The following is a 22,431-nucleotide window of genomic DNA, read 5'->3' as shown; positions in this document are numbered from 1 at the left end:
CGATCGCCGACCACCGCACGGAAACGCGGCTGTCCCGGGGCGGCCGCCCCTCGCTCACTCCAGCGTTACGGAGGCGGGCAGGACGTAGCGGCGCTGCAGGATTGTCTCGCCTCTCGAGCGGGAGCTTCGCTGAACGGTGTCCAGTGGGCGAAAGCCGAGTTTGAGAAGCACCTGCCCCGAAGCTGCGTTGTCGACGGCATGTCCGGAGAGAAGCTGCGACAGGCCGACTGTTCGAAACGCGAAGTTCAGGACCGCTCGTGCCGCTTCCGATGCATAGCCGCAGCCCCAGCTGGCCTGCTCGAACCAATAGCCGAGTTCCCCCTCGCCTTGAGAGATCTCATCGACGTCGATGACCCCGATGGCTCTGCCCTGGAGCTCGACCGCAAAACGATAGGCTTCTCCCGCTGCCCATTCGCGCGGATGGTCGGCGAACCATTGCGCGATGTCTGCTCGATCGGGCGGAAACGACGCCATTCGCAGCATGCGCGTCACCTCCCAGTCCGACTGTATTTCAAAGGCGCGATCAGCATCCGCGAGGCTCGTTGGGCGCAGAACCAGGCGATCCGTTGTCAAATGTTGCGGAGGGATGCGAGCCATAGTCTACCGCCAGCTGATCATCATGAGTGCCACCAAGGCCATGACGATAAGCCCGTCGTGATTGCCCGCAATGGGCGACATCGGGCCCCGCCGCACCGTMCTGCCTAGGTCCGTATTCGGCCAAGAGGCCGACGTCCGGCACTGGCGCGACCCGGCGGGATGCGGCCGGACGCGCGATCGACCAGCCCCTCGGCTCCCTCGTGGGCTGTGACTTTTCCCTCGAATGCGCCCCCCCTTGGGCCTGGAACCCCTTGGTTTCAGGCGTATTCCGGGCGGCGCGGTGTGAAGACGTCAAGATTGAGCACGGGCTCGTCGCCGACGACCTCGCCCCAATGCTCGACATTGGACGGGATCACGACGAGCCCGCCGGGGCCGACGAGATGCTCTTCGCCGCCGATGAAGAAGCGCAGCGTCCCACTCACGATATAGGCGATCTGCTCATGGGGATGGCTGTGCGGCCTGGGCTCATGGCCAGGCATCAGCCGGTGCAACGCCACTGTCGCGGCACTACCGGAGAAGGCCTTGCGGTCCACGCCTGGACGCACTGGCGTCCACGGAATCTGGCTCCAGTCGATCTTGTGAATGTCCATGGTGGATCTCCCGATTGAACAAGACCGCCGAGAAAGGCGCCGAAAGGCCGCCCGAAGCCGCCGACGATCGCGGCGATGAAGCCGCTGATCGCGAAGGGCACGCCGACATTGAAGGCGGTGTACTGCGTCGGTGTGATCAGGATGCCGGCAATGGCGCCGAGCGCCGCGCTCAGCGCGAAGGCCAGTGCCAGCATGCGCGCGACCGGGATGCCTTGCAGCGCAGCCGCCTCGCGGTTGATCGAGCAGGCGCGCATGGCCTTGCCGGTCCGCGTCAGGCCGAAGAAGGCGGCAAGCGCTGCGACGATCGCAAGCGATCCCCCGACGATCCAGATCAGCTGGTAGCCAATCGCGACGCTACCGATCATCAGCGGCGGGAGGTCGGTGAAGACCGGCAGGGTCTTGGGCTGGTCGCCGACTGCGATCAGCGTCAGCCGCTCGATCACGATCTGGGCGGCCAGCGTCGCCAGGATCATCACGAACATYGTCGCCTTGCGGTTCCAGAGCGGCCTGACGACGACGCGCTCGATCGCCACGCCGAGCACGGCGACGGCTGCGATCGCGATCAGGGCGGCGACCGGCAGCGGCACGCCGTTACGGGCGAACAGCACCTGGGTAATCATGCCGCCGAGCATCACGAAGGCGCCTTGCGCGAAATTCACGATGCCGCTGGCGTTGTAGATCACGCAGAAGCCGATGCCGATCAGGCCGTAGACGCAGCCGATGCCGAGCCCGCTGACGAGCACTTGCGGGATATAGGACAAGTCAGCCATGGGCCGCCTCCTGCGTGCCGGGCGTGTCGGTGGAAGACTTGTTCAGGGAAGACTTGTCCGAGGAGGACTTGTTCGAGAAAGACTTGCCGGTGCCGAGATAGGCCGCGATCACGGCCGGGTCGGCGCGGACCTCGGCCGGCGTGCCCTCTGCGATCTTGCGGCCGAAATCCACCACGACGACGCGGTCGGCGGTATTCATCACCAGCGTCATGTCGTGTTCGATCAGGAGCACGCTGGTGCCTTCGTCGGCGATGCGCCGGATGGTGCGCGAGAGCACGGCTGATTCCTCGGTATTCAGGCCGGCCGCCGGCTCGTCGAGCAGGATGAGCCGTGGCCCCGCCGCCATGGCGCGCGCCAGTTCAAGCATGCGCTGGCGGCCATAGGGCAGGCCCGATGCCGGTTCGTCGGCCATCCCTGCGAGACCGGCGAAGGCGAGGAGGTCGCGCGCCCGGGCTTCGACGGCTGCCTCCTCGCGGCGGGCAGAGGCCGGCCGCAGCAATGCCGAGAACAGGCCGGCCTTGCCCTGCAGGTGACACCCGACCTTGACGTTATCGAGCACGCTCAGATCCTCGAACAGCTTGACGAGCTGGAAGGTCCGCACCAGTCCCGCAGTGGCGATCTCCGCGGGCGGCCGGCCGGTGATGTCCTTGCCCTCGAAGACGATCCGGCCTGCGCTCGGCGGCAGGAAGCCGGAGATCAGGTTGAACAGCGTCGTCTTGCCGGCGCCATTGGGGCCGATCACGGCGGTGACGCCCTCGGCAGGGACCTCGAACGAGACATCGTCGACTGCGACGAGGCCGCCGAAGCGGCGCGTCACGCCGTCCAGGCGAAGCCGGCTCACGAGCGCCCCCGCGGGGCAAAGAGGCCGGCGAGGCCGCGCGGCGCATAGATCAGCAGCAGGATCAGCGCCGCGCCATAGGCGAGGTCCTGATAGTCCTTGAAGGCGCGAAAAGTCTCCGGCAGCAGGCTGACGATCAGCGCCCCGACCAAAGGTCCGGCGACCGTGCCGATGCCGCCGACATAGAGCATGGTGAAGGTGACGATGACCATGTGCAGCCCGAAGACCTCGGGGCTGACGAAGCCGACGACATGCACGAAGAGCGAGCCCGCGAGCGCGGCAAAACCGGCCGAGAGCAGGAAGGCCGCGAGTTTGTAGCGCGCGACGTCGATGCCGAGCGCCGTCGCCGCCTCCTCGCTGCCGGCGACAGCCGAGAGCGCTCGGCCGAAACGCGAGCGGCGGATGCGCGCTGCCGCAAAGGCGCAAGCCGCGACAACCAGCGAGAGCAGGATGAGCTGGCCGCGGTCGGAGGTGATCTCATAGGGACCGATCCCGAAGGGCGGGATGCCGGAGATGCCCATATAGCCCTGCGTCACCGACTGCCATTCGACGGTGATCTCGTAGGTGATCAGGCCGATGGCCAGCGTACCCATCGCGAGGTAATGGCCCTTCAGCCTGAGCGCGGGATAGCCGACGATCGCGGCGGCAATCACGGCCGCGACGATGCCGAGCACCATGGCGGGCAGGGGGCTCCAGCCATGGGTGGCGGTCAGCACGGCGGAGATATAGCCGCCGATCGCGGCGAAGGCGTTCTGCCCGAAGGAAACCTGCGCGGCGAAGCCCATGAACAGGTTCAGCCCGGTCACGAAGACCGCGTAGATCAGCGCAAAGGCGACGACCGTTGCGGCATAGCCGCCCACGATCATGGCATAGCCGACGACGAGCCCGGCGAAGAGCCAGGGCAGCAGGCCCACCAGCCTGAGCGGGCGCCGTTCAGGCGAAGTAATGCTGAGCGAGTTCGTCATGGGAGGTGATGTCACGCGGATCGAGTTCGGCGACGATGCGCCCGAGCGAAAGCAGGTAGACGCGGTTGGCAAGTTCGAGCGCGAGCGGCGCCTTCTGCTCGACCAGCACGATCGCCAGGCCTTCGCGGTTCAGGAGGCCGAGCGTCTCCAGGATTTCCTCGGTGACGCGCGGCGCGAGGCCGAGCGAGGGCTCGTCGAGCAGCAGCAGCTTCGGCCCKGCCATCAGCGCACGGCCAAGGGCGAGCATCTGCTGCTCGCCGCCGGACATGGAGCCTGCGGCCTGTCCGAGCCGTTCCTTCAGGCGCGGGAACAGGGTCAGCACGCGCTCGCGCCGGCGGTTGAATTCGGCCTTGTCCCGCAAGCGATAGGCGCCGAGTTCGAGATTGTCGGCAACGGACATCGGGGCGAAGAGACCGCGCCCCTCCGGCACCAGCACGATGCCGCGCGAAGCGACCGCGACTGCATCGTGCCGCGACAGCGCCTGGCCCCGGAAACGGACCTCGCCGCTATTGGCGGAGAGCCCCATGATCGCGCGCAGCAGCGTCGACTTGCCGGCCCCGTTGGGGCCGAGCACGGCGACGAGTTCGCCCTCGCCGATGTGCAGATCGACCCCGTGCAGCGCCTCGACATGGCCATAGCGCGCCGAGAGGCCGGTCGCGGCCAGGATCGGCGGAGCAGCGCTCGCTTCTATCTTGGTCGCGACCGCGAGGCTCATTGCACCACCTTGACCTTGCCGGCTTCGATGGTGGCCAGCACAAAGGGGTTCTCGGTGATGCCCTGATGCAGGTCCGGCCGGAAATTGTAGATGCCGGTCGTGCCCTGGAAGCCGGTCAACTCCTCATAGGCGGCGCGAACCTTCTCGCCCTCGAAGGACTTCGCCTTCTCGATCGCGGCGACCGTCAGCATGACGCCGTCCCAGCCGCGCGAGGCCCAGTTCGGGTCGCGATCCCTGTATTTTTCGCGCCAGGGCTCGAGGAAGGCCTTGATGCCGGTCTTGAGGGTGCCCTCGGGCAGCGCCTCATAGACCTGCGACGGCGAGGCGACGAAGAAGAACTTGTCGCCCAGCACCTCGGAGACCGGACCGAACACGGCYAGGTCCTCGAGGCTCGTCAGCAGCAGCATGTCGGCGCCGAGCTGCTTGATGTTCTTGGCCGCGGTCAGCGTCGTGCCGCCGAGCCCGATCTTCAGGATCGCTTCGGCGCCCGCCGAACGCGCCTTGCTGATCTGGACGCTGAGATCAGGGTCGTCCTGCTTGTACTGATCGACAGAGACGACCTCGAGGCCGTACTTGGCCGCGTTGCGCTCGGCCACGCCCTTCTGGAGATTGGCGTAGGGGGTCGGGTCATGCAGCACCGCGATCTTTCGGATCTGCGTCTTTTCCTTGAGGTATTCCAGGCGCTTGTCGACCTCGAAGCCGGCCGGCGGCAGGGTGGTGAAGGCCCAGGGCAGGTGCTCGGCCTGCTGCGGCAGGATCGAGCACAGCATCATCGGCACCTTGGCGCGCAAGAGCAGGCCGGCGGCCGCGAAATTGCCGGCCGAGACGCAGCCGCTGACGAAGACGTCGACCTTGTCCGAGCTCAGCATCTTCCGATAGACGGTCACCGCCTCCTGCGGCTCGGATCGGTTGTCCTCGACGACAACCTGGATCTTGCGGCCCATGACGCCGCCCTTGGCGTTCACCGCCGCGGCCGCCAGTTCAACGCCGTCGCGCCAGGCGCGATCGACCGTCGCGGCATAGCCGGTCAGACCTGCCGAGACGCCGATCTTGTAGGGCTCCTGCGCGCGGGCGGGCGCCGCGCCGACCATCGCGACGCTTGCGGCGATGCCGGCCGCAAATAGGGTCTGCTTCATCAACTGTCCTCCCGGTTTCCCTTGGCTTCGACTGGTCGCCCCGGTGCGGGGCTCCGCCTTTTTCTTGGTCTTGTGCAACGATCTGGTCTTGCGCCCGATGGCAGTTCTCAGGCCGCCGGCTTGCCGTAGCCGCCGCCGCCGGGCGTCTCCAGCAGCACGACGTCGCCGGCCTTCATCGTCAGCTTCTTCGCCTCGCTGACGGATGTGCCGTTGACGAGGAAGCGCCCGGGCGCCCCCGGCAGGCCGCCATCGATCCCGTCAGGCCCGCGTTCGAGCCGGCTCGGCACCGCGTTGAGCAGCCAAGCATGGTCGGTACGCATGTGAAACTGGATGATCTGGCCGTCCCCGCCCTGCATCCGGCCCTTGCCGCCGGACCCCGGCCGCAGTTCCTTGCGGTCGAAGACGATCGGCATCGCTGCTTCCAGGATCTCGATCGGCACAGCCGCGACCCCTGTCGGATAGCAGGTGGCGCTCGGCCCCGGCTTGCCGGCGCGCGCGCCCATGCCGCCGGAATAGTTGAACATCGACGAGGTGAAGGGTTCGCCGCTCGGACGCCGGCCCTGGATCTGAATGGTCCAGACCGCGCCTGATCCTTCCGCCAGGACCCGTTCCGGCATGACCTGATGCAGCGCCTTCAGGATCGGCATCGGGACGTACATGCCGACCACATGGCGCGCATTCACCGGCGCAGGATAGGCGCAGTTGATGATCGAGCCCACGGGAGCGCGGACTTCGATCGGCGCGAGCGAGCCGGTGTTGTTCGGCAGGTCCGGATTGAGGCAGGAGCGGATCGCGAAGGTCGAATAGGCGTGGGTGTAGTTCAGCACCACGTTGATGCCGGTCGTCGTCTGCGGTGAGGAACCGTCGAAGTCGACGATGATCGAACCGCTCTCGGCATCGACGGTGACGGCGCTCTTCAAGGTGATGATCTCGCCGCCGGGAACGTCGAAGACGGCCTCGCCATGATAGGTGCCGGGCTTCAGCTTGCGGATGGCGTTGCGCGTCGCCTCCTCGGAGCGATCGATKATCTCGTCGGACAGGGCCTCGATGTCCTCGATGCCGTAGCGCTCGCACAGCGTGATCAGGTGCTCGGCGGCGGCCTCGCCGGAAGAGACCTGCGCCGACAGGTCGCCGAAGACGGCGTCGGGCGTGCGCACATTGCGGCGGATGATGTCGTGCAGCATCTCGCTCGGCTTGCCGCGCTCGTAGAGCTTGAGCGGCGGGATCCAGAGGCCTTCCTCATGCACGTCGCGGGCACCGGCGCCGATGCCGTAGCCGCCGATATCGGTGTGGTGGATGGTCGAGCCGATATAGGCGAGCAGTTTGGTGCCGTTGAAGATGGGCGTCAGGATCGTGATGTCGAAGAAGTGCCCGGCCGAGAGCCAGGGGTCGTTGGTGATCAGCACGTCGCCGGGTTCGCACCGCCCTTCGAACAGGCGCACGAGATGGGCTCCCGCGATGGCGAGCGAGTTGATATGGCCGGGTGTGCCGGTATTGGCCTGCGCCACCATGCGTCCGCGCTGGTCGAAGAGCGCGCAGGCGAGGTCGCCGGCTTCGCGCACGATCGGGCTGAAGGCGATGCGCTGCAGCGCCTTGGCGCGTTCGTTGACGATACCGATCAGGTTCGACCAGAGGATTTCGAGTTCGACTCCGTCCATCGGATTTCAGCCTTTCGTGGCGACGATGCAGCCGAGCGCGTCGATCGTCGCGCTCCAGCCCGGGGGCAGCGCGGTCGTGGTCTCGCGCTCCTCGATGATGGCGGGGCCGGCGATGGTCTGGCCGGTGGCGAGGGCGGAGCGCTCGTAGACCGGCACCGACTGACCGTCTTCCCAGGCATGGACCGGACGATGACGCTTGGGTGCACCGGCTGTGTTCTGGGGCCGGGCCTGGCTGTCGAAATGCGGCAGGGGACCGCGTGCCACGACGCGCCAGGTCACGAGTTCGATCGGGACATGCGAGGGGTTGACGCCGTAGAGGGTGCGATAGGCCGCCTCGAACTGTGCCGTCAGCGCTGCGCTGTCACGGCTCTTGCGCGGGTCGGTCTCGAAGATGATCGTGACCTCGTGCTGCTGGCCGACATAGCGCATGTCCGCGCCGATGAGGATCGTGACGTCGGACGCCGCGCAACCGGATACGCCGAGCGCCGTCAGCCCCTCGCTCTCGAGCTCGCCGAGCACACGATCGACGCGGCCCCAGTCGAGATGGTCGACCCGCGTCAGGTCGCTGCGCACCAGATCGAGCCGGACCGGCGTGACGAGCGTGCCGAAGGCCGACAGCACGCTCGACTGCGGCGGTACGATCACGCTGGTGCTCTGCAGCAGGTCCGCGACGCCGCAGGCGTGCAACGGACCGGCCCCCCCGAAGGCGAAGAGCGGCAGGCCGCGATAATCGACGCCGCGATCGGTGGCGTGGGTCCGCGCCGCCGAGGCCATGGCCTCCGTGACGATGCGGTAGATGCCGCGCGCCGCCTGGACGGCGTTGAGGCCGAGCGCATCGCCGAGCCGCGCCATCGCGGCGTCGCAGGCTGCCTTGTCGAGCGACATGTCGCCGCCGAGGAAGTTCTCGGCATCGATCAGGCCGAGCACGAGATCTGCATCGGTGACGGTCGCGTTCTTGCCGCCGCGGCCGTAGCAGGCAGGTCCCGGATTGGAGCCCGCGCTTTCGGGCCCGACCTTGAGCAGGCCGAGATCGTCGACATGGGCGATGCTGCCGCCGCCGGCGCCGATCTCGATCAGGTCGATCGAAGGCACCGTGACGGGCAGGCCGCTGCCTTCCCGGAAGCGGTAGCGCCGGTCGACCTCGAACAGCCCGGTGATCAGCGGCGTACGGTTCTCGATCAGGCAGGCCTTGGCCGTGGTGCCGCCCATGTCGAACGACATCAGTCGATCGATACCGAGCAGCTCCGCATAGTGGCAGGCAGCAAGGGCGCCGGCTGCCGGACCGCTCTCGATCATGCGCACGGGATTTTTGCCCGCTGTCTCGGCGCCGACGACGCCGCCCGAGGACAGCATGATCAGCGGCGTGTTGGCGAAACCCTCGACGCGCAGCCGGTCGCTCAGCCGCTTGAGATAGGGCTGCGAGATCGGCATGGCGTAGGCATTCACCGTCGCCGTCGAGGCGCGCTGGTATTCGCGGATCTGCGGCGCGACCTCGGCCGAGGTGCAGATGAACACGTCGTTGAGTTCGCGAGAGAGGGCAGCCGCGACCGCGACCTCGTTTTCAGGATTGGCGAAACTGTTGAGGAAGCAGATCGCGATGGCGCGAGCACCGGAGGCGCGGATCTCGGCTGCGAGTTCGGTAATGTCCTCGGCTGCCGGAGCAAGCGCGAGGGTGCCGTCTGCCAGGACCCGCTCCTTGATGCCGAAGGTCAGCTCGCGCGTCACCAGCGGCTCGGGGAACTCGATCTGCGGATCGTACATGTCATAGCGGTGCTCGTTGCGGATCGAGAGCACGTCGCGGAAGCCCTCCGTGACGACGAGCGCCGTCGGCAGCCCCTTGCGCTCGATCAGCGCGTTGGTGACGACCGTGGTGGCGTGGACCACGACACCATCGATCGCGCCGGCCGCGATGCCGGCCTTGCCCAGCACGGAATCGACACCCCGGAAGAAGCCCTCCAGCAGGTCGTGGTGGGTGGTCAGTGTCTTGTCGACGCTGAGGCTGCCGCGGGAGTCGCGCAGGACGATGTCCGTGAAGGTGCCGCCGATATCGACGGCCAAGGAATAGGTCATGATCTCAGTCTTTCCAGGTCAATCCGCGCGAGATGCGTGCGGCTGCGCCGACGACTTCGCGGATCTGTTCGGGATCGGGTTCTGGCGCGATGAATTGCGTGGAGCCGACGATGGCGATCGAGCCGACCAGCGCCTTGCGGTGGTCGAAGACCGGGGCGGCCAGCGTGTTGACGCCGGTGATCACCTGGTCGGGCGCAGTGGCCCAGCCGCACTCGCGGACGCGTGCGATTTCCGCCAGAAGCGCCTCACCGGAGACGATCGTGCTCGGCGTCCACGCCTTCAACTCGCCGGCTGCAACGGTGCGACTGCGTTCCGGCGAGCCGAAGGCGAGCCAGATCTTGCCATGCGCGCTGGCGTGGAAGGCGAGCCGCGTGCCCGGCCGCATCGCGAATTCGATCATCGTGCGGCCCTGGATCAGCTCGAGGACGATCAATTCCTCATCGATCACGTCGCAAAGCGTCACGGCCTGGCCGGAGCGGTCGCGGAGCGTCATCAACTCCTCGCGTGCTGCCGAGACGATATCGAAGCGCTGTCGCAGCGCCTCGCCGAGKACCATCAGCTTGATGCCGGCATCGTAGCGGCCGGTATTCGGATCCTGCCGGACGAAGCCGTGGCGCTGAAGCGTCACCAGATGCCGGTAGATGGTGGCCTTGGAGGAGGAGAGCGCCTCGGCAATCTGCGCCAGTGCGACGGGGCGGCTCTGCAGGACCAGATACTCGACTGCCTGCAGGGCGAGGTCGAGCGTGCTTGTGCCGGCAGGCACAGCTTTGGCGGAGGCTTTGTCGGTATCGAGCGTCAAGGAGCGTCCCTCTGTGTTTCATTTCATATAATGAAACATCATTTTGTTATTTGATATGCTATGGTTTGATCGAGCGGGCTGTCAAGCGTCAGTCGGATCGCCGAGATGGCTGGAATGCTGACGGGACGTCGGCATGGGCGCCAACGGTCACGGCGGCCTTCCCCAGATGTGAAGGGCGGGCACCGGTGGTCCCACTGCTCGTCTATCGATCACGTAGCGATGGCGCGCCGATGCGGAACCGCAGGTTTCGCTGCGCGGTTTCCCGACATGTCCGCCGCGACCTCAGGACGTCAGGGCAGGGTAGGGGATAAGGCCGGATCGCCTCTTGATCGGGTCATGCTATCTAATTAACATGATAATCATAAATCCTGCGTGGCGGTGTGGTCCTGCGCCGTTGCTGAAGCCAGCCCGCCGCGTCGCCATCCCCCTGGCAATCAACTCTCGAAGACGTCGATCTCGGCCAAAGGCACGAGGCGACAGAAGGACCGGATTCATGCTTGCCCCCAGATTCGTCAGCTTCTCCGCTGAAAACCGCGCCGGATACGGCCTGGCCGTGGAAGGGGGCGTCATTGACCTGTCCAGCCGCTTCTCGGCTCGGTGGCCGAGCCTGAAGGAGGTGGTAGCCGAGGGCGCCTTTGCGAAGCTTGCCGACGCGGCGGCGGGGCTGTCTCCGGATCTGCCGTTCCAGGCGATCCGCTACGAGCTTCCGATTGCCGCGCCCGAAAAGATCATCTGCGTGGGCGTCAATTTTCCCGACCGCAACGCCGAATACAAGGATKGCCAGGCCGCCCCGGCCAATCCCTCCCTGTTCCCGCGCTTTCCCCGCTCCTTCACCGGTCATGACCAGCCGCTGATCCGCCCGCCCGAGAGCGTGCAGCTCGATTATGAGGGCGAGATCGTCATCGTCATCGGCAAAGCGGGGCGCCGCATCGCCGAGCGCGACGCGCTGAACCATGTCGCGGCCCTGTCGCTTTGCAATGAGGGGACGATCCGGGACTGGGTTCGGCACGCCAAGTTCAACGTCACGCAGGGCAAGAATTTCGACCGCTCGGGCTCCATCGGGCCATGGCTCGTTCCCTTCAGCGATGAGGCGCAGATCGCCGATATCGCGCTGACGACCCGCGTCAACGGCGAGCTGCGCCAGGAGGACCGGACCAGCCGGATGGTCTTCTCCTTCCGCCGGATCATCAGCTACATCTCGACCTTCACCACGCTCGTGCCGGGCGACATCCTCGTCACCGGMACGCCGACCGGGGCAGGGGCTCGCCTGGAGCCGCCGGTCTGGCTGAAGCCCGGTGACGTCGTCGAGGTCGAGGCCGAGGGGATCGGCCTTCTCCGCAACACCATTGCCGACGAGGCCTGATCGATGCTGAACGCCAATGAAATCGCCGCCGCGGCGCTGAGCCTCGACGAGGCCGAACGGACGCGCCGCCAGACGGGGCTGATGTCGCTCAGGCATCCTCAGATGACGATGGATGACGCTTATTCCATCCAGGGCGCCTGGGTGAAGCACAAGATCGCCGCCGGTCGAAAGGTGATCGGCTGGAAGATCGGCCTGACCTCCAAGGCGATGCAATACGCGCTGAATATCGACATCCCGGATTCAGGCGTGCTGTTCGACGACATGATGTTCGCCGATGGCGACAGCGTGCCGAAGGACCGCTTCATCCAGCCGCGGATCGAGGCCGAGATCGCCTTCGTGATGAAGGCGCCGCTGAAGGGCCCCAATATCGGGATCTTCGACGTGCTCAATGCCACCGACTACATCACTCCGGCGCTCGAGATCCTCGATACCCGCATTCTGCGCGTCGATCCGCAGAGCGGGAAGGCCCGCACTATCGTCGACACGATCGCCGACAATGCCGCCAATGCCGGCATCGTCGTCGGGGGCCGTGCCATGCGGCCGGACCAGGTCGATCTTCGCTGGGTMGGCGCCATCGTCTCGCGCAACGGCCAGGTCGAGGAGACAGGGCTCGGAGCTGGCGTGCTGAACCATCCCGCCCGTGGCGTCGCCTGGCTTGCGAACCGGCTCGCCGCCTATGGCGACCATATCGAGGCCGGCCAGATCGTCCTGGCGGGCTCCTTCATTCGCCCGGTGGAAGCGCGGCATGGCGACACCATCACCGGCGATTACGGCCCGCTGGGCAGCGTCAGCTGCTTCTTCGAATAGGCAGACGCCTGTCGCTCCCTCTGCCCTAAGGGCAAGGGGCGGCGTCCCCGGAGGGCGGCCACGKCCCCCGCGGCGCCGTGTCGCGCCGGCGCCGGCTTGCGGCGTTCGGCTCCAGTGGTGGAGTGCTGGCGGGGGCGCCGCACCGCATGCGTTCGGCAGGGGAGCCGTCGGCTCTCCATGCAGCCCCGGTCATGGCGACGGCAGCCCCGGCGCGTAGTCAAGCATCTGACAAACCAGATCAAATCGGAATGGGAATGCAATCTCTTCGGCTCCCCGCTCCGATATAATTAACTTGATAATTAACTTGTTATGTGAGATCGGGGCCCGGTTTTCGGAGCGGCCCCGATCGCGATGACCGCTCCGTAGGAATTGCTGGGAGAATTGGAATGCTCGGATATCTGCGCAACAAATGGACCCTCGCTGCCGGCTGCATGCTGGCTGCCGTGACAGTGGCTTCGGCCCAGAGCGGCGACACGCAGAAGACGATCAAGGCGCGCGGGCTGCTCAATTGCGGCGTGTCCAGCGGCGTGCAGACCGGCATGAGCACGCTCGACAGCGCAGCGAAATGGAATGGCTTCGAGGTCGATTTCTGCCGTGCCGTCGCCGCCGCCGTGCTGGGCGATGCCGAGAAGATCAAGTTCGTGCCGCTCGAGATCAAGACGGCGTTCGCCACGCTCCAGTCGGGCGGCATCGATCTGCTGGCGCGCACCGCCACGCATACCTTTGTTCGCGATATCGAGCTGAACGTCGCCTGGCCCGGCGCCTATCTCTATGACAGCCAGGGCTTCCTGGCGAAGAAGTCGCTCGGCGTCAAAAGCGCCAAGGAGCTCGATGGCGCGTCGATCTGCGTCTCCGCTGGTTCCAATTACGAGCTGAACCTCGCCGACTATTTCCGCAAGAACGGCCTGAAGTTCACCCCGGTCGCCGCCAATTCGCGCGACCAGAACGAGAAGAACCTMGAAACCGGGCGTTGCGACGTCTATGCGAATGTTCTGAGCGCCCTGGCCGGAGCCGTGTCGAAGCTCGGCAAGCCGGATGACTGGGTCGTGCTGCCCGAGTTGATCTCGATGGAGCCGATCGGCCCGGTCGTGCGCAAGGACGATAGCCGCTTCCGGGATATCGTCGGCTGGACGCTCAATGCGCTGATCGCCGCCGAGGAGCTGGAGATCACCCAGGCCAATGTCGAGAAGCTGAAGGCGAGTTCGACCTCGCCGGAGGTCCAGCGCCTGCTCGGCGTGACCGGTGATTTCGGCGTCAAGCTCGGGCTCGGCAATGACTGGGCGCTCAACGCGATCAAGGCCGTCGGCAATTACGGCGAGATGTTCGAGCGCAATCTCGGCAACAAGAGCCCGATCAAGCTCGAGCGCGGCCTCAACAACCTTTGGAACAACAAGGGCCTGATGTCGTCGCCGCTGCTCCGCTGAGCGAAAGGCGCGAGGCCGGCGCCAGCCGCCGGCCTCGATCTCCCCACACGCAGACAAGCCGGACAATGACCACCACACCTGCCGTTCGATCATCTCAGCGTACTGCGCTGCCGGGACGCCGCCGCGTCATGGGCTGGGTCTTCCAGGCGCTGCTCGTGGTCGCGCTGGCCTGGGTGGCCCATGTCGCCATCGGCAACCTCTACGACAATCTCGCGGCCCGCGGCCTCAAGCTCGGGTTCGACTTCCTGTGGCAGGAGGCGGGCTTCGAGATCGCGTTCCACCTGATCCCGTATACGTCGAGCGACAATTACTGGCGGGTCTTCCTCGTTGGCATCACCAACACGCTGCTGGTGACGGCGATCGCCATCGTGCTCTCGACGATCCTGGGCTTCGCCATCGGCATCGCGCAGCTCTCCGGCAACTGGGCCGTGTCGCGCGCCGCTCGCATCTATGTCGAGCTCGTCCGCAACCTGCCGCAGCTCCTCCATATCCTGATCTGGTACAATGTCGCGCTCCGGGCCTTTCCCGCTCCGCGCGTCGCCGTCGGTATCGGCGACATGGTCTATCTCTCGAACCGCGGCGTCTTCCTGCCGGCGCTGACAAGCGATCGCCCGGGGCTCCTGGTCATCGCCATCCTCATTGCAGTCGTTGCGGCGCTCGCCCTGTTCCGCAGCCTGACCTCCTATGCCGAGCGCACGGGGCGTTCGGTGAACGCCTGGTTGCCGTCGCTGGCGGTGCTCGTGCTCCTGCCGGTCCTCACTGTCGCGCTGACAGGCACGCAGGTCTCGGTCTCCGTGCCGCAGCTCAAAGGGTTCAATTTCATCGGCGGCTGGGCCCTGGTGCCGGAGCTGACGGCACTCGTCTTCGCCATGGCGATCTACAACGCTGCCTTCATCGGCGAGCTGGTACGCGCCAGCATCGAGTCCGTGAGCAAGGGCCAGCGCGAAGCCGCGGCCGCGCTCGGCTTCGGCTGGTGGTGGACCTTGCGCTTCATCGTGATCCCGCAGGCGGTGCGCGTCCTGCTGCCGCCCCTGTCGAACCAGTATCTCAATATCCTCAAGGGCTCCTCGCTCGCGGTGGCGATCGGCTATCCCGATCTCGTCGGCGTCTTCACCGGCATCAGCATCAACCAGACCGGCCGCGCCATCGAGATCGTCGGCATGACCATGGCCGTCTATATCGCGATYAGCCTGCTGATCGGCGCGCTGATCAACCTGTTCAACCACATGACCAGGATCGTCGAACGGTGACCGAAGCCGCCCTCATCTCCGATACGCCGCGCCGCCCGGCCGCCCATGCCGGTGCGCCGGCCCGGATCGCGCTCTGGCTGCGCCGGCGCATCTTCGCCTCCTGGCGCGACGCGTTGCTGTCGCTCGCGGTCGCCCTCATCCTCGGGGCGATCGCCTGGACCATCCTGCCCTGGGCGCTGTTCAAGGCGACCTGGACCGCTGCAAGCCGGGCCGATTGCGTGCCGGGCGGTGCCTGCTGGGGCTTCGTTGCAGCCAAGGCCTCGCAGTTCATCTACGGCTTCTACCCTCCGCTGGAACGTTGGCGCCCGGATACCGTCTTTGCCCTGCTGATCGCCGGGCTGACCTGGCTGATGGTGCCCCGCATTCCGGGGAAGGGCTATGCCGGCCTGTTCATGATGGTGGTCCTGCCGGTCGTCACCTTCGTCCTGCTGCATGGCGGGGTCGCCGGGTTGCCGGTGGTGCCCAGCGACAAATGGGGCGGGCTCCTGCTCACGCTGATCCTTGCCGTCTCCGGCATCAGCTTCTCMTTGCCCTTCGGCGCGCTCTTCGCGCTCGGGCGGCGCAGCCAGATGCCGCTGGTMCGCTGGTTCTGCATCGGCTTCATCGAATTCTGCCGCGGCGTGCCCTTCATCACGGTGCTGTTCATGGCCATCGTGATGCTGCCCTTCTTCCTGCCTTCCGGCATGAAGCCTGATCCGCTCGCGCTCGCCGTGGTCGGCATCATCTTCTACGAGGCTGCCTACATGGCCGAGGTGGTGCGCGGAGGCCTGCAGGCGCTGCCGAAGGGGCAGTACGAGGCGGCCATGGCGCTCGGCTTCGGCTACTGGCGCACGATGCTCTACATCATCCTGCCCCAGGCGATCCGGAAGGTCGTGCCCGGCATCGTCAACACCACCATCTCGCTGCTCAAGAACACGACGCTGGTGATGGTCGTCGGATTGTTCGACCTGCTCAACATCGTCTCCGCCGGCGTCGCGGACCCGCTCTGGGTCGGCTCGCAGGCCGAGGGTTACTTCGTCGTCGGGCTGGTCTTCTGGCTCATGAGCTTTGGGCTGTCCTGCTACAGCCGCGCCATCGAGGGCGGCTTCGCACGGGCCGACCGGGCCTGACCGCATCGGGTATTGCAATCATGGAAAATCCCATCATCCGGCTCGAGAACGTCGATAAATGGTTCTCGCAGTTCCACGTCCTGCGCGGCATCGACCTTGCGGTGAAGCAGGGCGAACGCATCGTGGTCTGCGGCCCGTCGGGCTCGGGCAAGTCGACGATGATCCGCTGCATCAACGGCCTCGAGCACTATGAGGGTGGCAGGATCACGGTCGGCGGCGAGACCGTGTCTCAGGGCGACGACAATATCGAGAAGATCCGGCAGCGCGTCGGCATGGTCTTCCAGTCGTTCAACCTGTTCCCGCATCTGTCGATCCTCGACAACCTGACGCTCGGCCCGATCAAGCTCAGGCGCCTGCCGCGCGCCGCGGCGGAAGCCCAGGCCATGGAGCTGCTCGAACGCGTCCATATCGGCCAGCAGGCCCGCAAGTTCCCGAACCAGCTCTCGGGCGGCCAGCAGCAGCGCGTCGCTATCGCCCGGGCGCTCGCCATGGAACCGGACGTCATGCTCTTCGACGAGCCGACTTCCGCACTCGATCCCGAGATGGTCAAGGAGGTCCTGGACGTGATGATCGAGCTCGCCGGCACCGGCATGACGATGATCTGCGTCACCCATGAAATGGGTTTTGCGCGCGCCGTGGCTGACCGGGTCGTCTTCATGGATAACGGCGCCATCGCCGAAGTCGGGACGCCGGACGCCTTCTTCTCTGCGCCGCGAACCGAGCGCGCCCGCCAGTTCATCCAGCAGGTCATTCACTAACCGGCCGGCCCAGCCGCAGCCATCATTCCAGTCCGGAGCCTGAACCCCGTGAGCACGACGCCTTCCGCCGCTTATCCCTATCGCCTGCGCATCCCCGGGCCGATCTCGATCCCCGAGCGCGTGCGCAGTGCCACCGCGCTGCCGATCGTCAACCATCGCGGCGCGCAGATGCGTGTCGTGCTGGGCGAGATCCAGCGCCTGATCAAGCCGCTCTTCGGCACGCAGGCGCCGGTGCTGGTCTTCGGCAGCTCCGGAACCGGCGTGATGGAGGCGAGCCTCGTCAATATTCTCGCTCCCGGCGAGAAAGTGCTGGCGCTGGTCCACGGCCAGTTCAGCGAGCGCTATGCCCAGATCGCGCGGGCACTGGGCGCGCAGGTCGACGTCATCGAGAGCGAATGGGGGCATGCGCCGACCCCGGCGCGGGTCGCCGCCGAGCTCGACAAGGCCGAGTACCGCGCCGTGATCGCTGTCCATAACGAGAGCTCGACCGGTGCGGTGACCGATCTTGCCGGCATCGGCGCGCTCCTGCGCGAGCGCGAGACGCTGTTCCTCGTCGACTCGATCAGCGGGCTCGGCGGCATGGAGCTGCGCCAGGACGAGTGGGGCGTCGACATCGTCGTCACCGGCTCGCAGAAGGCGCTGATGTGCCCGCCCGGCCTCGGCCTCGCCAGCGTCAGCGACAAGGCCCGCAAGGTCATCGAGCGCACCGACCGCTGCCCGCGCTTCTACTGGGACATGCGCAAGGCGCTGGCCGTCGTCGACAACCAGGAGACCGCCTTCACCTGCCCGGTCTCGTTGCTCTTTGGCCTGCACGAGGCGCTGAAGATGATTCACGAGGAGGGGCTGCCGCAGGTCTTCGCGCGGCACGAGCGGCTCTCGGGCGCGCTCCGCGCCGGCTGTGTCGCGCTTGGCCTGCCGGCTTTCGGTGATCCTGCCGTGGCCTCCCAGACCGTTGTCGTCGCGTCGGTGCCCGAGCCCCTGACGGGCGGGGCGATCGTCAAGCACCTCAACGAGACCTACAACACGATGATCGCCGGTGCGCGCAACCGGCTGAGCGGCAGGGTCATCCGCATCGGCACGATGGGCCAGATCAGCGAAGCCGATATCCTGACCGACCTGCATTTTCTCGAACGCACGCTTGTTGCGCTCGGTCACYCCGTCCCCTCAGTCGGTGCCGGCATCACTGCCGCCGCTGCCGCCCTCCGCTAATCCAGCAACGGATCGTATCCATGCCTCATATCTGGGTCGAGTATTCGACCAATCTCGAAGCCAGCGTCGACGTGCCCGCGCTGCTGAAGACCGTGCAGGATGCCCTGATCGGCGACGGCAGCATCTTCCCCTTCGCCGGGGCGCGCACGCGCGGCGTGCCCGTCGCGAACTATCTCATCGTCGACGGTCACCCCGATAACGCGTTCGTGCATGTCCTGCTGCGGATCGCGGCCGGGCGCTCCGAGGCCGACCGCAAGACGGCGGGCAGCCGGGTGTTCGAGGCGGTGAAGGCGCTGCTCGCCCCGGTCAGCGCGTCGCGGCCCCTCGGCATTTCCGTGCAGATGGAAGAGGCCGATGAGACGGTCAATTTCAAGACGAGCAATTACCGCGAGTATTTGAAGCAGCGCGGTATTCCAGAGAAGATGTCGGCCTGAAAAGGGCGACTCGGCAGGCCGGAAAATGGGGCTGGCCAGGCCATTCCTGKCAGCGGGGGGATTGATGAGCGACCGGACGCCAGCCGAGGGCCTGGACCTGCCTGCCGAAACCGGGCAGCCGGCAGCGCGCGTGCGCCTGCGCCATTTCTCCAAATCCCTGCCGATGTCCCTGCTGCGGGCCCGGGAAGCGGTGATGCGCCATTTCCGTGCCAGCCTTCGGCATTTCGGCATGACGGAGCAGCAGTGGCGCGTTCTGCGCGCCCTGACGGCCGTGAACACGATCGAGGTGACGGCGCTGGCGGAGGACACGTTCCTGCTCGCGCCCAGTCTTTCGCGCATCCTGAAGGACCTCGACGAACGCGGCCTCATCCTGCGGCGCACCTCGCAGGCCGATCTGCGCCGGGGGCTCGTCTCGATCTCGCCGCTGGGTCTTGAGCTKATCGAGCGGGCCGGCGTCGAGTCCGAGGCGATCTATCGCGAGATCACGGGACGTTACGGCAGCGAGCGTCTTGCCGAATTGCAAAGCCTGCTTCGGCAGCTCGAAGATTGCCTGGATGGCCTGGACAGCGGCGGATCCCATGGATCAAACCGCCGGCCGGGATAAGCCCGGAGAGGCGCGCTMCCGGCGGGGATGTTCGGGTTCACCTATTTGCCGTCGAACTGCCGGTGGTCCGCCAATACGCGCTCGATCACCTGCCATGATTTGTCCGCATCGCGCTGGTTGCGATCGTGGCCGGCAACCGTGATCAGCGCCTTCCACAGGGCCCAGCCGCGGGCGCGGGCCCAGGTGTCGTCGTCGAGGGAAAGCGCGGCACGGAACATGTCGCGGCTCGCTCCGGTAAACTCCGTCCACGCGATCGCGAGGTCGCAGGCAGGGTCGCCGACCCCCGAACTCCCGAAGTCGATCACGGCAAAGAGCTTGCCATTCCTGATGAGCAGGTTGCCAAGGGCAATATCGCCATGGACCCAGACAGGCGGGCCGCGCCACTGCGAACCGAGCGCGGCGGCCCATACGCTCTCGGCCGCAGCGATGTCGGTGCGGCACCCAAGCGCTGCAAGCGCAGCCCGGGCTTCTGCATCATAGACCGCCAGCCTGCCACCCCGATGAAAATTATGTTGCCCCGCCGCCGGCCCGCCAGTCGCGTCGATGCGCTGAAGGGCGCCGAGAAACCCGGCAAGCGAGCGGGCGAACTGCGTGAGATCGGCAATCGGGTTGGTCGCGGCTGGCTCGCCGTCAAGCCAGCGATAGACGGACCATGGCCACGGGTAGGCCTCCGCTGGAGCGCCCAGGGCAAGTGGCGCGGGGATCGGCAATGGGAGGTGAGGCGCCAGCTTTGGCAGCCAGCGGCGCTCCTTTTCGACCTGAGGCGCATAGGCAGCCGCACTCGGCAGGCGGACCGACATCTGATCGCCCAGACGAAAGGTACGATTGTCCCAGCCGCCCGGCTCGATTGGCTCGATGGGCAGGTCAGCCCATGCGGGGAATTGTGCGGCGATCAATCGTCGAACAAGTCCGGCATCGATCGGGACACAGAGATCATGGTCCTGCTGCGCCATGGCTCTTGCTTACAGTCTGCACCGGGGGCTTTCCAGTCAGCCACGACGGTACAAACGCCTGCAAGGAGAGGGGGCGGGAGCAAACCTGTTTCAGCCAGGTTTGCCGGCTTCGACAGTGAGTTCGACGGCTCCGATGCCGTCCAACGCGAAAGTGTAGGTTTCCGTCTCGGTCGGAAAGCGGGTGGTGACCAGGCTGCCGGTCATGACCACATCGCCGGCACGTAGCGTCCGGCCCTTGGCCGCCAGCGCATTCGCCAGCCAGGCCAGGGGCGAGAAGGGGTGGCCGAGCACGTCCCGTCCGTGGCCGCGGTCGATCTCGACGCCATTGCGGTGGACCACGCCGGTGACCGCATCCAGCGCGGGCCACGCGCTGCGGAATTCGGAGAGGACGATGCCGCCGTTCCAGGAATTGTCGGCGACGAGCGAGAGCACGTCGAGCTCGGCATAGTCGGCGGCGCGGTCGTCGACGATCTCGATTGCGGCGCAGACGCCGCCGACATGGGCAGCGACGGTTTCGGGCGTGAAGGCGGGGCCGCCGACGGGAAGATCGTTCGCTAGGCGCACGGCGATCTCGAATTCGAGACCGATCCGCCCATAGCCGGAGATTGCGACCTTCGCGCCGGAATGGTGCAGCCGGTCGGCCAGGACGACCCCGGCGATCGGCTGGTCGATGCCGCACATCGTCTGCATGCGCTGCGAGGTCAGGCCGATCTTGTAGCCGATCCCGTCACCGAACCGGGTTTGCAGCAGCGAGACATAGCGGTCCTGCACCCTGTAGGCGTCCTCGAGCGAAGCGATGCCGCTCGCCGCCGCGAACGGGCGGAAGCGCACCTGTTCCTCGTGCTCGCGCATCAAGCGCTGCGCCAATCCATTCTCATCGATCATCTCGTTCTCCCCCAGGCCGGTGCTTCTTCGAGCCCCGGCGTCAAATTTCAAATTCTTCGCCACGGCCACGCTAGGTCGCCGCCACGATCTCGGCAAAGCGCCGCACCGCCGGCGGAATGCGCTCGGGCGCGGTATTGCCGAAGCCGAAGATGAACCCCGTCGCCTCCTGGCTCTGCAGCCGGTAGCGGGACAGGGCCGGCACATCGATGCCGCGCTGCCGGGCGGCATCGGTGACCGCGCGGTCGTCGAGCGGGCCGCGCGCATGGGCGGTCAGATGCAACCCCGCCGTCACCTCGGGAATGACCAGCCGATCGCTGAGCGCCTCACGCAGGGCTCCGACGAGGATGGCCGCCCGCTCGCGATACAGAAGCCGCATCCGCCTGACATGCCGGGCCAGCACGCCCCGGCCCATGATATCGGCCACCATCTGCTGCAGCGGCGGCGGCAGATAGCAGGAGAAGACCAGCTTGGCCCGGTAGAACAGCTCGACCAGATCGGGGGGCAGGACCAGATAGGTCAGGCCGAGCGACGGGGAGAAGATCCGGTTGATGTTGCCGATGAAGATGACGCGCTGGTCGGTATCGAGCGACAGCAGGGAAGCCAGGGGCTGGCGGTTGATGCCGATCGGGCTGCTGTAATCATACTCGATCACCCAGGCGTCCCGTGCGCGGGCCCAGGCCAGCAGCGAAAGCCGGCGCGCCATCGGCATCGTCGAGCCGTAGGGAAACTGATTGGTCGGCGAGGCGATCACCATCCGGGCGGTCTCAGTCTCCGCGCTGAAGCGATCGACGCAGAGCCCGTCATGATCGACCGCATGCGGCAGGACGCGGGCACCATTCGCCACGAGCGCGGCGACCCGGGTCGGATAGCCCGGATCCTCGACGATGACGCCGTCGCCTGGGTCGAGCAGCAGCTGGGCGAGAAGGATGAAGGCCTGTGTCGTGCTGGCGACGACCGCGATCTGCTCGGCCGCGCAGGGCACGCCCTCGTATTCGCCGAGATATTTGGCGATCTGCTGACGCAGGGCCGGGAGCCCGAGGCGCTCGCTGAAGCTGAACTGGGGCCAGGGCTCAGAGCCCCAGTATTCGGCGGTGCTGCGGCGGATGTCGCTGAACGGCAATTCGTCGAGCGCCGGGAGCAGGGGGCTGAGATCGTAGCCGAGCTCACGCTCGCTCGGGAGCGGCAGGCCCATCAGCGCGCTGCCACGCCTTGCCAGGATGCGCGGCTGCCGCGGCGGCCCGGCTGGGGCCGGGGCGTCCAGGCGGCGGTGCAGATCCTCCGGCAGGTCGGTCTCGATATAGGTCCCAGCGCCGGTGCGGCCATGCGCATAGCCCTCGTTCTTCAGGCGGGCATAGGCGAGCACGATCGTCGAGCGGGAGACATCGAGTTCGTCCGAGAGCTTTCGCTGCGGTGGCAGCCGTGCTCCGCGGGGGATGGCGCCGGCCACGACCATCGCACGGAGCTGCCCCGCGATCTGGTCGTAGAGCGGTTCCGGCC

22 protein-coding genes are annotated in these 22,431 nt (G+C 66.6%); 9 read left to right on the top strand and 13 right to left on the bottom strand.

The window, feature by feature from the left end:
* Positions 1–54: 54 nt before the first annotated feature.
* From AC1DJT_RS17955 to AC1DJT_RS17910, 10 genes are all read right to left on the bottom strand, one after another.
* Entirely contained in the window at positions 55–597 is a 543-nt protein-coding gene (locus tag AC1DJT_RS17955) for a GNAT family N-acetyltransferase (protein ID WP_441488581.1), read from the bottom strand.
* 257 nt (positions 598–854) lie between these two features.
* Positions 855–1,076 (bottom strand): cupin domain-containing protein, encoded by a 222-nt coding sequence (locus AC1DJT_RS17950; protein ID WP_476834563.1) that lies wholly within the window; start codon positions 1,074–1,076, stop codon positions 855–857.
* Complete coding sequence (locus tag AC1DJT_RS17945; RefSeq protein WP_476834562.1) at positions 1,076–1,957, bottom strand: branched-chain amino acid ABC transporter permease; 882 nt, start codon at positions 1,955–1,957, stop codon at positions 1,076–1,078. Before AC1DJT_RS17945 ends, AC1DJT_RS17950 begins: the two co-directional genes overlap by 1 nt.
* Positions 1,950–2,798, bottom strand: a complete 849-nt coding sequence (locus AC1DJT_RS17940; RefSeq protein ID WP_441488578.1) for an ABC transporter ATP-binding protein — start codon at positions 2,796–2,798, stop codon at positions 1,950–1,952. The genes AC1DJT_RS17945 and AC1DJT_RS17940 overlap by 8 nt, the downstream gene beginning before the upstream one ends.
* Entirely contained in the window at positions 2,795–3,760 is a 966-nt protein-coding gene (locus tag AC1DJT_RS17935; RefSeq protein ID WP_441488577.1) for a branched-chain amino acid ABC transporter permease, read from the bottom strand. Before AC1DJT_RS17935 ends, AC1DJT_RS17940 begins: the two co-directional genes overlap by 4 nt.
* On the bottom strand, positions 3,729–4,475 hold the full coding sequence (locus AC1DJT_RS17930) for an ABC transporter ATP-binding protein (RefSeq protein ID WP_441488576.1): 747 nt from the start codon (positions 4,473–4,475) through the stop codon (positions 3,729–3,731). The genes AC1DJT_RS17935 and AC1DJT_RS17930 overlap by 32 nt, the downstream gene beginning before the upstream one ends.
* On the bottom strand, positions 4,472–5,611 hold the full coding sequence (locus AC1DJT_RS17925; protein WP_441504670.1) for an ABC transporter substrate-binding protein: 1,140 nt from the start codon (positions 5,609–5,611) through the stop codon (positions 4,472–4,474). Before AC1DJT_RS17925 ends, AC1DJT_RS17930 begins: the two co-directional genes overlap by 4 nt.
* Positions 5,612–5,718: 107 nt before the next feature.
* Positions 5,719–7,269 carry a hydantoinase B/oxoprolinase family protein gene (locus AC1DJT_RS17920; RefSeq protein WP_441504669.1) on the bottom strand — a complete coding sequence of 517 codons (1,551 nt, stop codon included), beginning with the start codon at positions 7,267–7,269 and terminating at the stop codon, positions 5,719–5,721.
* 6 nt (positions 7,270–7,275) lie between these two features.
* Entirely contained in the window at positions 7,276–9,339 is a 2,064-nt protein-coding gene (locus AC1DJT_RS17915) for a hydantoinase/oxoprolinase family protein (RefSeq protein WP_441504668.1), read from the bottom strand.
* Between the two features lie 4 nt (positions 9,340–9,343).
* Positions 9,344–10,138: an IclR family transcriptional regulator gene (locus AC1DJT_RS17910; RefSeq protein ID WP_441504667.1), complete on the bottom strand. Its 795-nt coding sequence runs from the start codon at positions 10,136–10,138 to the stop codon at positions 9,344–9,346.
* Positions 10,139–10,631: 493 nt separating this feature from the next.
* Between AC1DJT_RS17910 and AC1DJT_RS17905 the strand changes: the two genes are divergently transcribed.
* From AC1DJT_RS17905 to hpaR, 9 genes are all read left to right on the top strand, one after another.
* Entirely contained in the window at positions 10,632–11,501 is an 870-nt protein-coding gene (locus AC1DJT_RS17905; RefSeq protein WP_476834561.1) for a fumarylacetoacetate hydrolase family protein, read from the top strand.
* Positions 11,502–11,504: 3 nt separating this feature from the next.
* Complete coding sequence (gene hpaH, locus AC1DJT_RS17900) at positions 11,505–12,308, top strand: 2-oxo-hept-4-ene-1,7-dioate hydratase (RefSeq protein ID WP_441488570.1); 804 nt, start codon at positions 11,505–11,507, stop codon at positions 12,306–12,308.
* 386 nt (positions 12,309–12,694) lie between these two features.
* A complete protein-coding gene (locus AC1DJT_RS17895) occupies positions 12,695–13,732 on the top strand; it encodes an amino acid ABC transporter substrate-binding protein (RefSeq protein ID WP_441488569.1) in 1,038 nt (345 codons plus the stop codon).
* Positions 13,733–13,797: 65 nt separating this feature from the next.
* Positions 13,798–14,982 carry an amino acid ABC transporter permease gene (locus AC1DJT_RS17890; protein WP_476768250.1) on the top strand — a complete coding sequence of 395 codons (1,185 nt, stop codon included), beginning with the start codon at positions 13,798–13,800 and terminating at the stop codon, positions 14,980–14,982.
* A complete protein-coding gene (locus AC1DJT_RS17885) occupies positions 14,979–16,091 on the top strand; it encodes an amino acid ABC transporter permease (RefSeq protein ID WP_441488567.1) in 1,113 nt (370 codons plus the stop codon). The genes AC1DJT_RS17890 and AC1DJT_RS17885 overlap by 4 nt, the downstream gene beginning before the upstream one ends.
* A 20-nt stretch (positions 16,092–16,111) precedes the next feature.
* On the top strand, positions 16,112–16,849 hold the full coding sequence (locus tag AC1DJT_RS17880; protein WP_441488566.1) for an amino acid ABC transporter ATP-binding protein: 738 nt from the start codon (positions 16,112–16,114) through the stop codon (positions 16,847–16,849).
* A 48-nt stretch (positions 16,850–16,897) separates the two neighbouring features.
* On the top strand, positions 16,898–18,058 hold the full coding sequence (locus AC1DJT_RS17875) for a pyridoxal-phosphate-dependent aminotransferase family protein (protein ID WP_476834560.1): 1,161 nt from the start codon (positions 16,898–16,900) through the stop codon (positions 18,056–18,058).
* A 20-nt stretch (positions 18,059–18,078) separates the two neighbouring features.
* On the top strand, positions 18,079–18,492 hold the full coding sequence (locus AC1DJT_RS17870; protein ID WP_441488564.1) for a 5-carboxymethyl-2-hydroxymuconate Delta-isomerase: 414 nt from the start codon (positions 18,079–18,081) through the stop codon (positions 18,490–18,492).
* A 64-nt stretch (positions 18,493–18,556) separates the two neighbouring features.
* A complete protein-coding gene (hpaR, locus tag AC1DJT_RS17865) occupies positions 18,557–19,096 on the top strand; it encodes a homoprotocatechuate degradation operon regulator HpaR (RefSeq protein ID WP_441488563.1) in 540 nt (179 codons plus the stop codon).
* Positions 19,097–19,137: 41 nt separating this feature from the next.
* Here the strand turns inward: hpaR and AC1DJT_RS17860 are convergent, their stop codons facing one another.
* The 3 genes from AC1DJT_RS17860 to pdxR form a co-directional block, all read right to left on the bottom strand.
* Positions 19,138–20,049 (bottom strand): aminoglycoside phosphotransferase family protein, encoded by a 912-nt coding sequence (locus tag AC1DJT_RS17860; RefSeq protein WP_441504665.1) that lies wholly within the window; start codon positions 20,047–20,049, stop codon positions 19,138–19,140.
* 90 nt (positions 20,050–20,139) lie between these two features.
* A complete protein-coding gene (locus AC1DJT_RS17855) occupies positions 20,140–20,934 on the bottom strand; it encodes a 2-keto-4-pentenoate hydratase (RefSeq protein ID WP_441504664.1) in 795 nt (264 codons plus the stop codon).
* Positions 20,935–21,004: 70 nt separating this feature from the next.
* On the bottom strand, positions 21,005–22,431 hold a 1,427-nt coding region (pdxR, locus tag AC1DJT_RS17850), incomplete at its 5' end, for a MocR-like pyridoxine biosynthesis transcription factor PdxR (RefSeq protein ID WP_476834559.1).

This window comes from Allobosea sp. 05T422_2, assembly GCF_056396265.1.
Note: the sequence above shows the minus strand (reverse complement) of the source record. Positions and strands in the feature narration are given on the sequence as shown.

What these genes read in the sequence shown, in the direction of transcription:
- AC1DJT_RS17955 (WP_441488581.1), bottom strand. Translation starts at nt 597, where the DNA reads ATGGCTCGCATCCCTCCGCAACATTTGACAACGGATCGCCTGGTTCTG.
- AC1DJT_RS17950 (WP_476834563.1), bottom strand. Translation starts at nt 1,076, where the DNA reads ATGCCTGGCCATGAGCCCAGGCCGCACAGCCATCCCCATGAGCAGATC.
- AC1DJT_RS17935 (WP_441488577.1), bottom strand. Translation starts at nt 3,760, where the DNA reads ATGACGAACTCGCTCAGCATTACTTCGCCTGAACGGCGCCCGCTCAGG.
- AC1DJT_RS17915 (WP_441504668.1), bottom strand. Translation starts at nt 9,339, where the DNA reads ATGACCTATTCCTTGGCCGTCGATATCGGCGGCACCTTCACGGACATC.
- AC1DJT_RS17880 (WP_441488566.1), top strand. Translation starts at nt 16,112, where the DNA reads ATGGAAAATCCCATCATCCGGCTCGAGAACGTCGATAAATGGTTCTCG.
- AC1DJT_RS17870 (WP_441488564.1), top strand. Translation starts at nt 18,079, where the DNA reads ATGCCTCATATCTGGGTCGAGTATTCGACCAATCTCGAAGCCAGCGTC.
- AC1DJT_RS17860 (WP_441504665.1), bottom strand. Translation starts at nt 20,049, where the DNA reads ATGGCGCAGCAGGACCATGATCTCTGTGTCCCGATCGATGCCGGACTT.
- AC1DJT_RS17855 (WP_441504664.1), bottom strand. Translation starts at nt 20,934, where the DNA reads ATGATCGATGAGAATGGATTGGCGCAGCGCTTGATGCGCGAGCACGAG.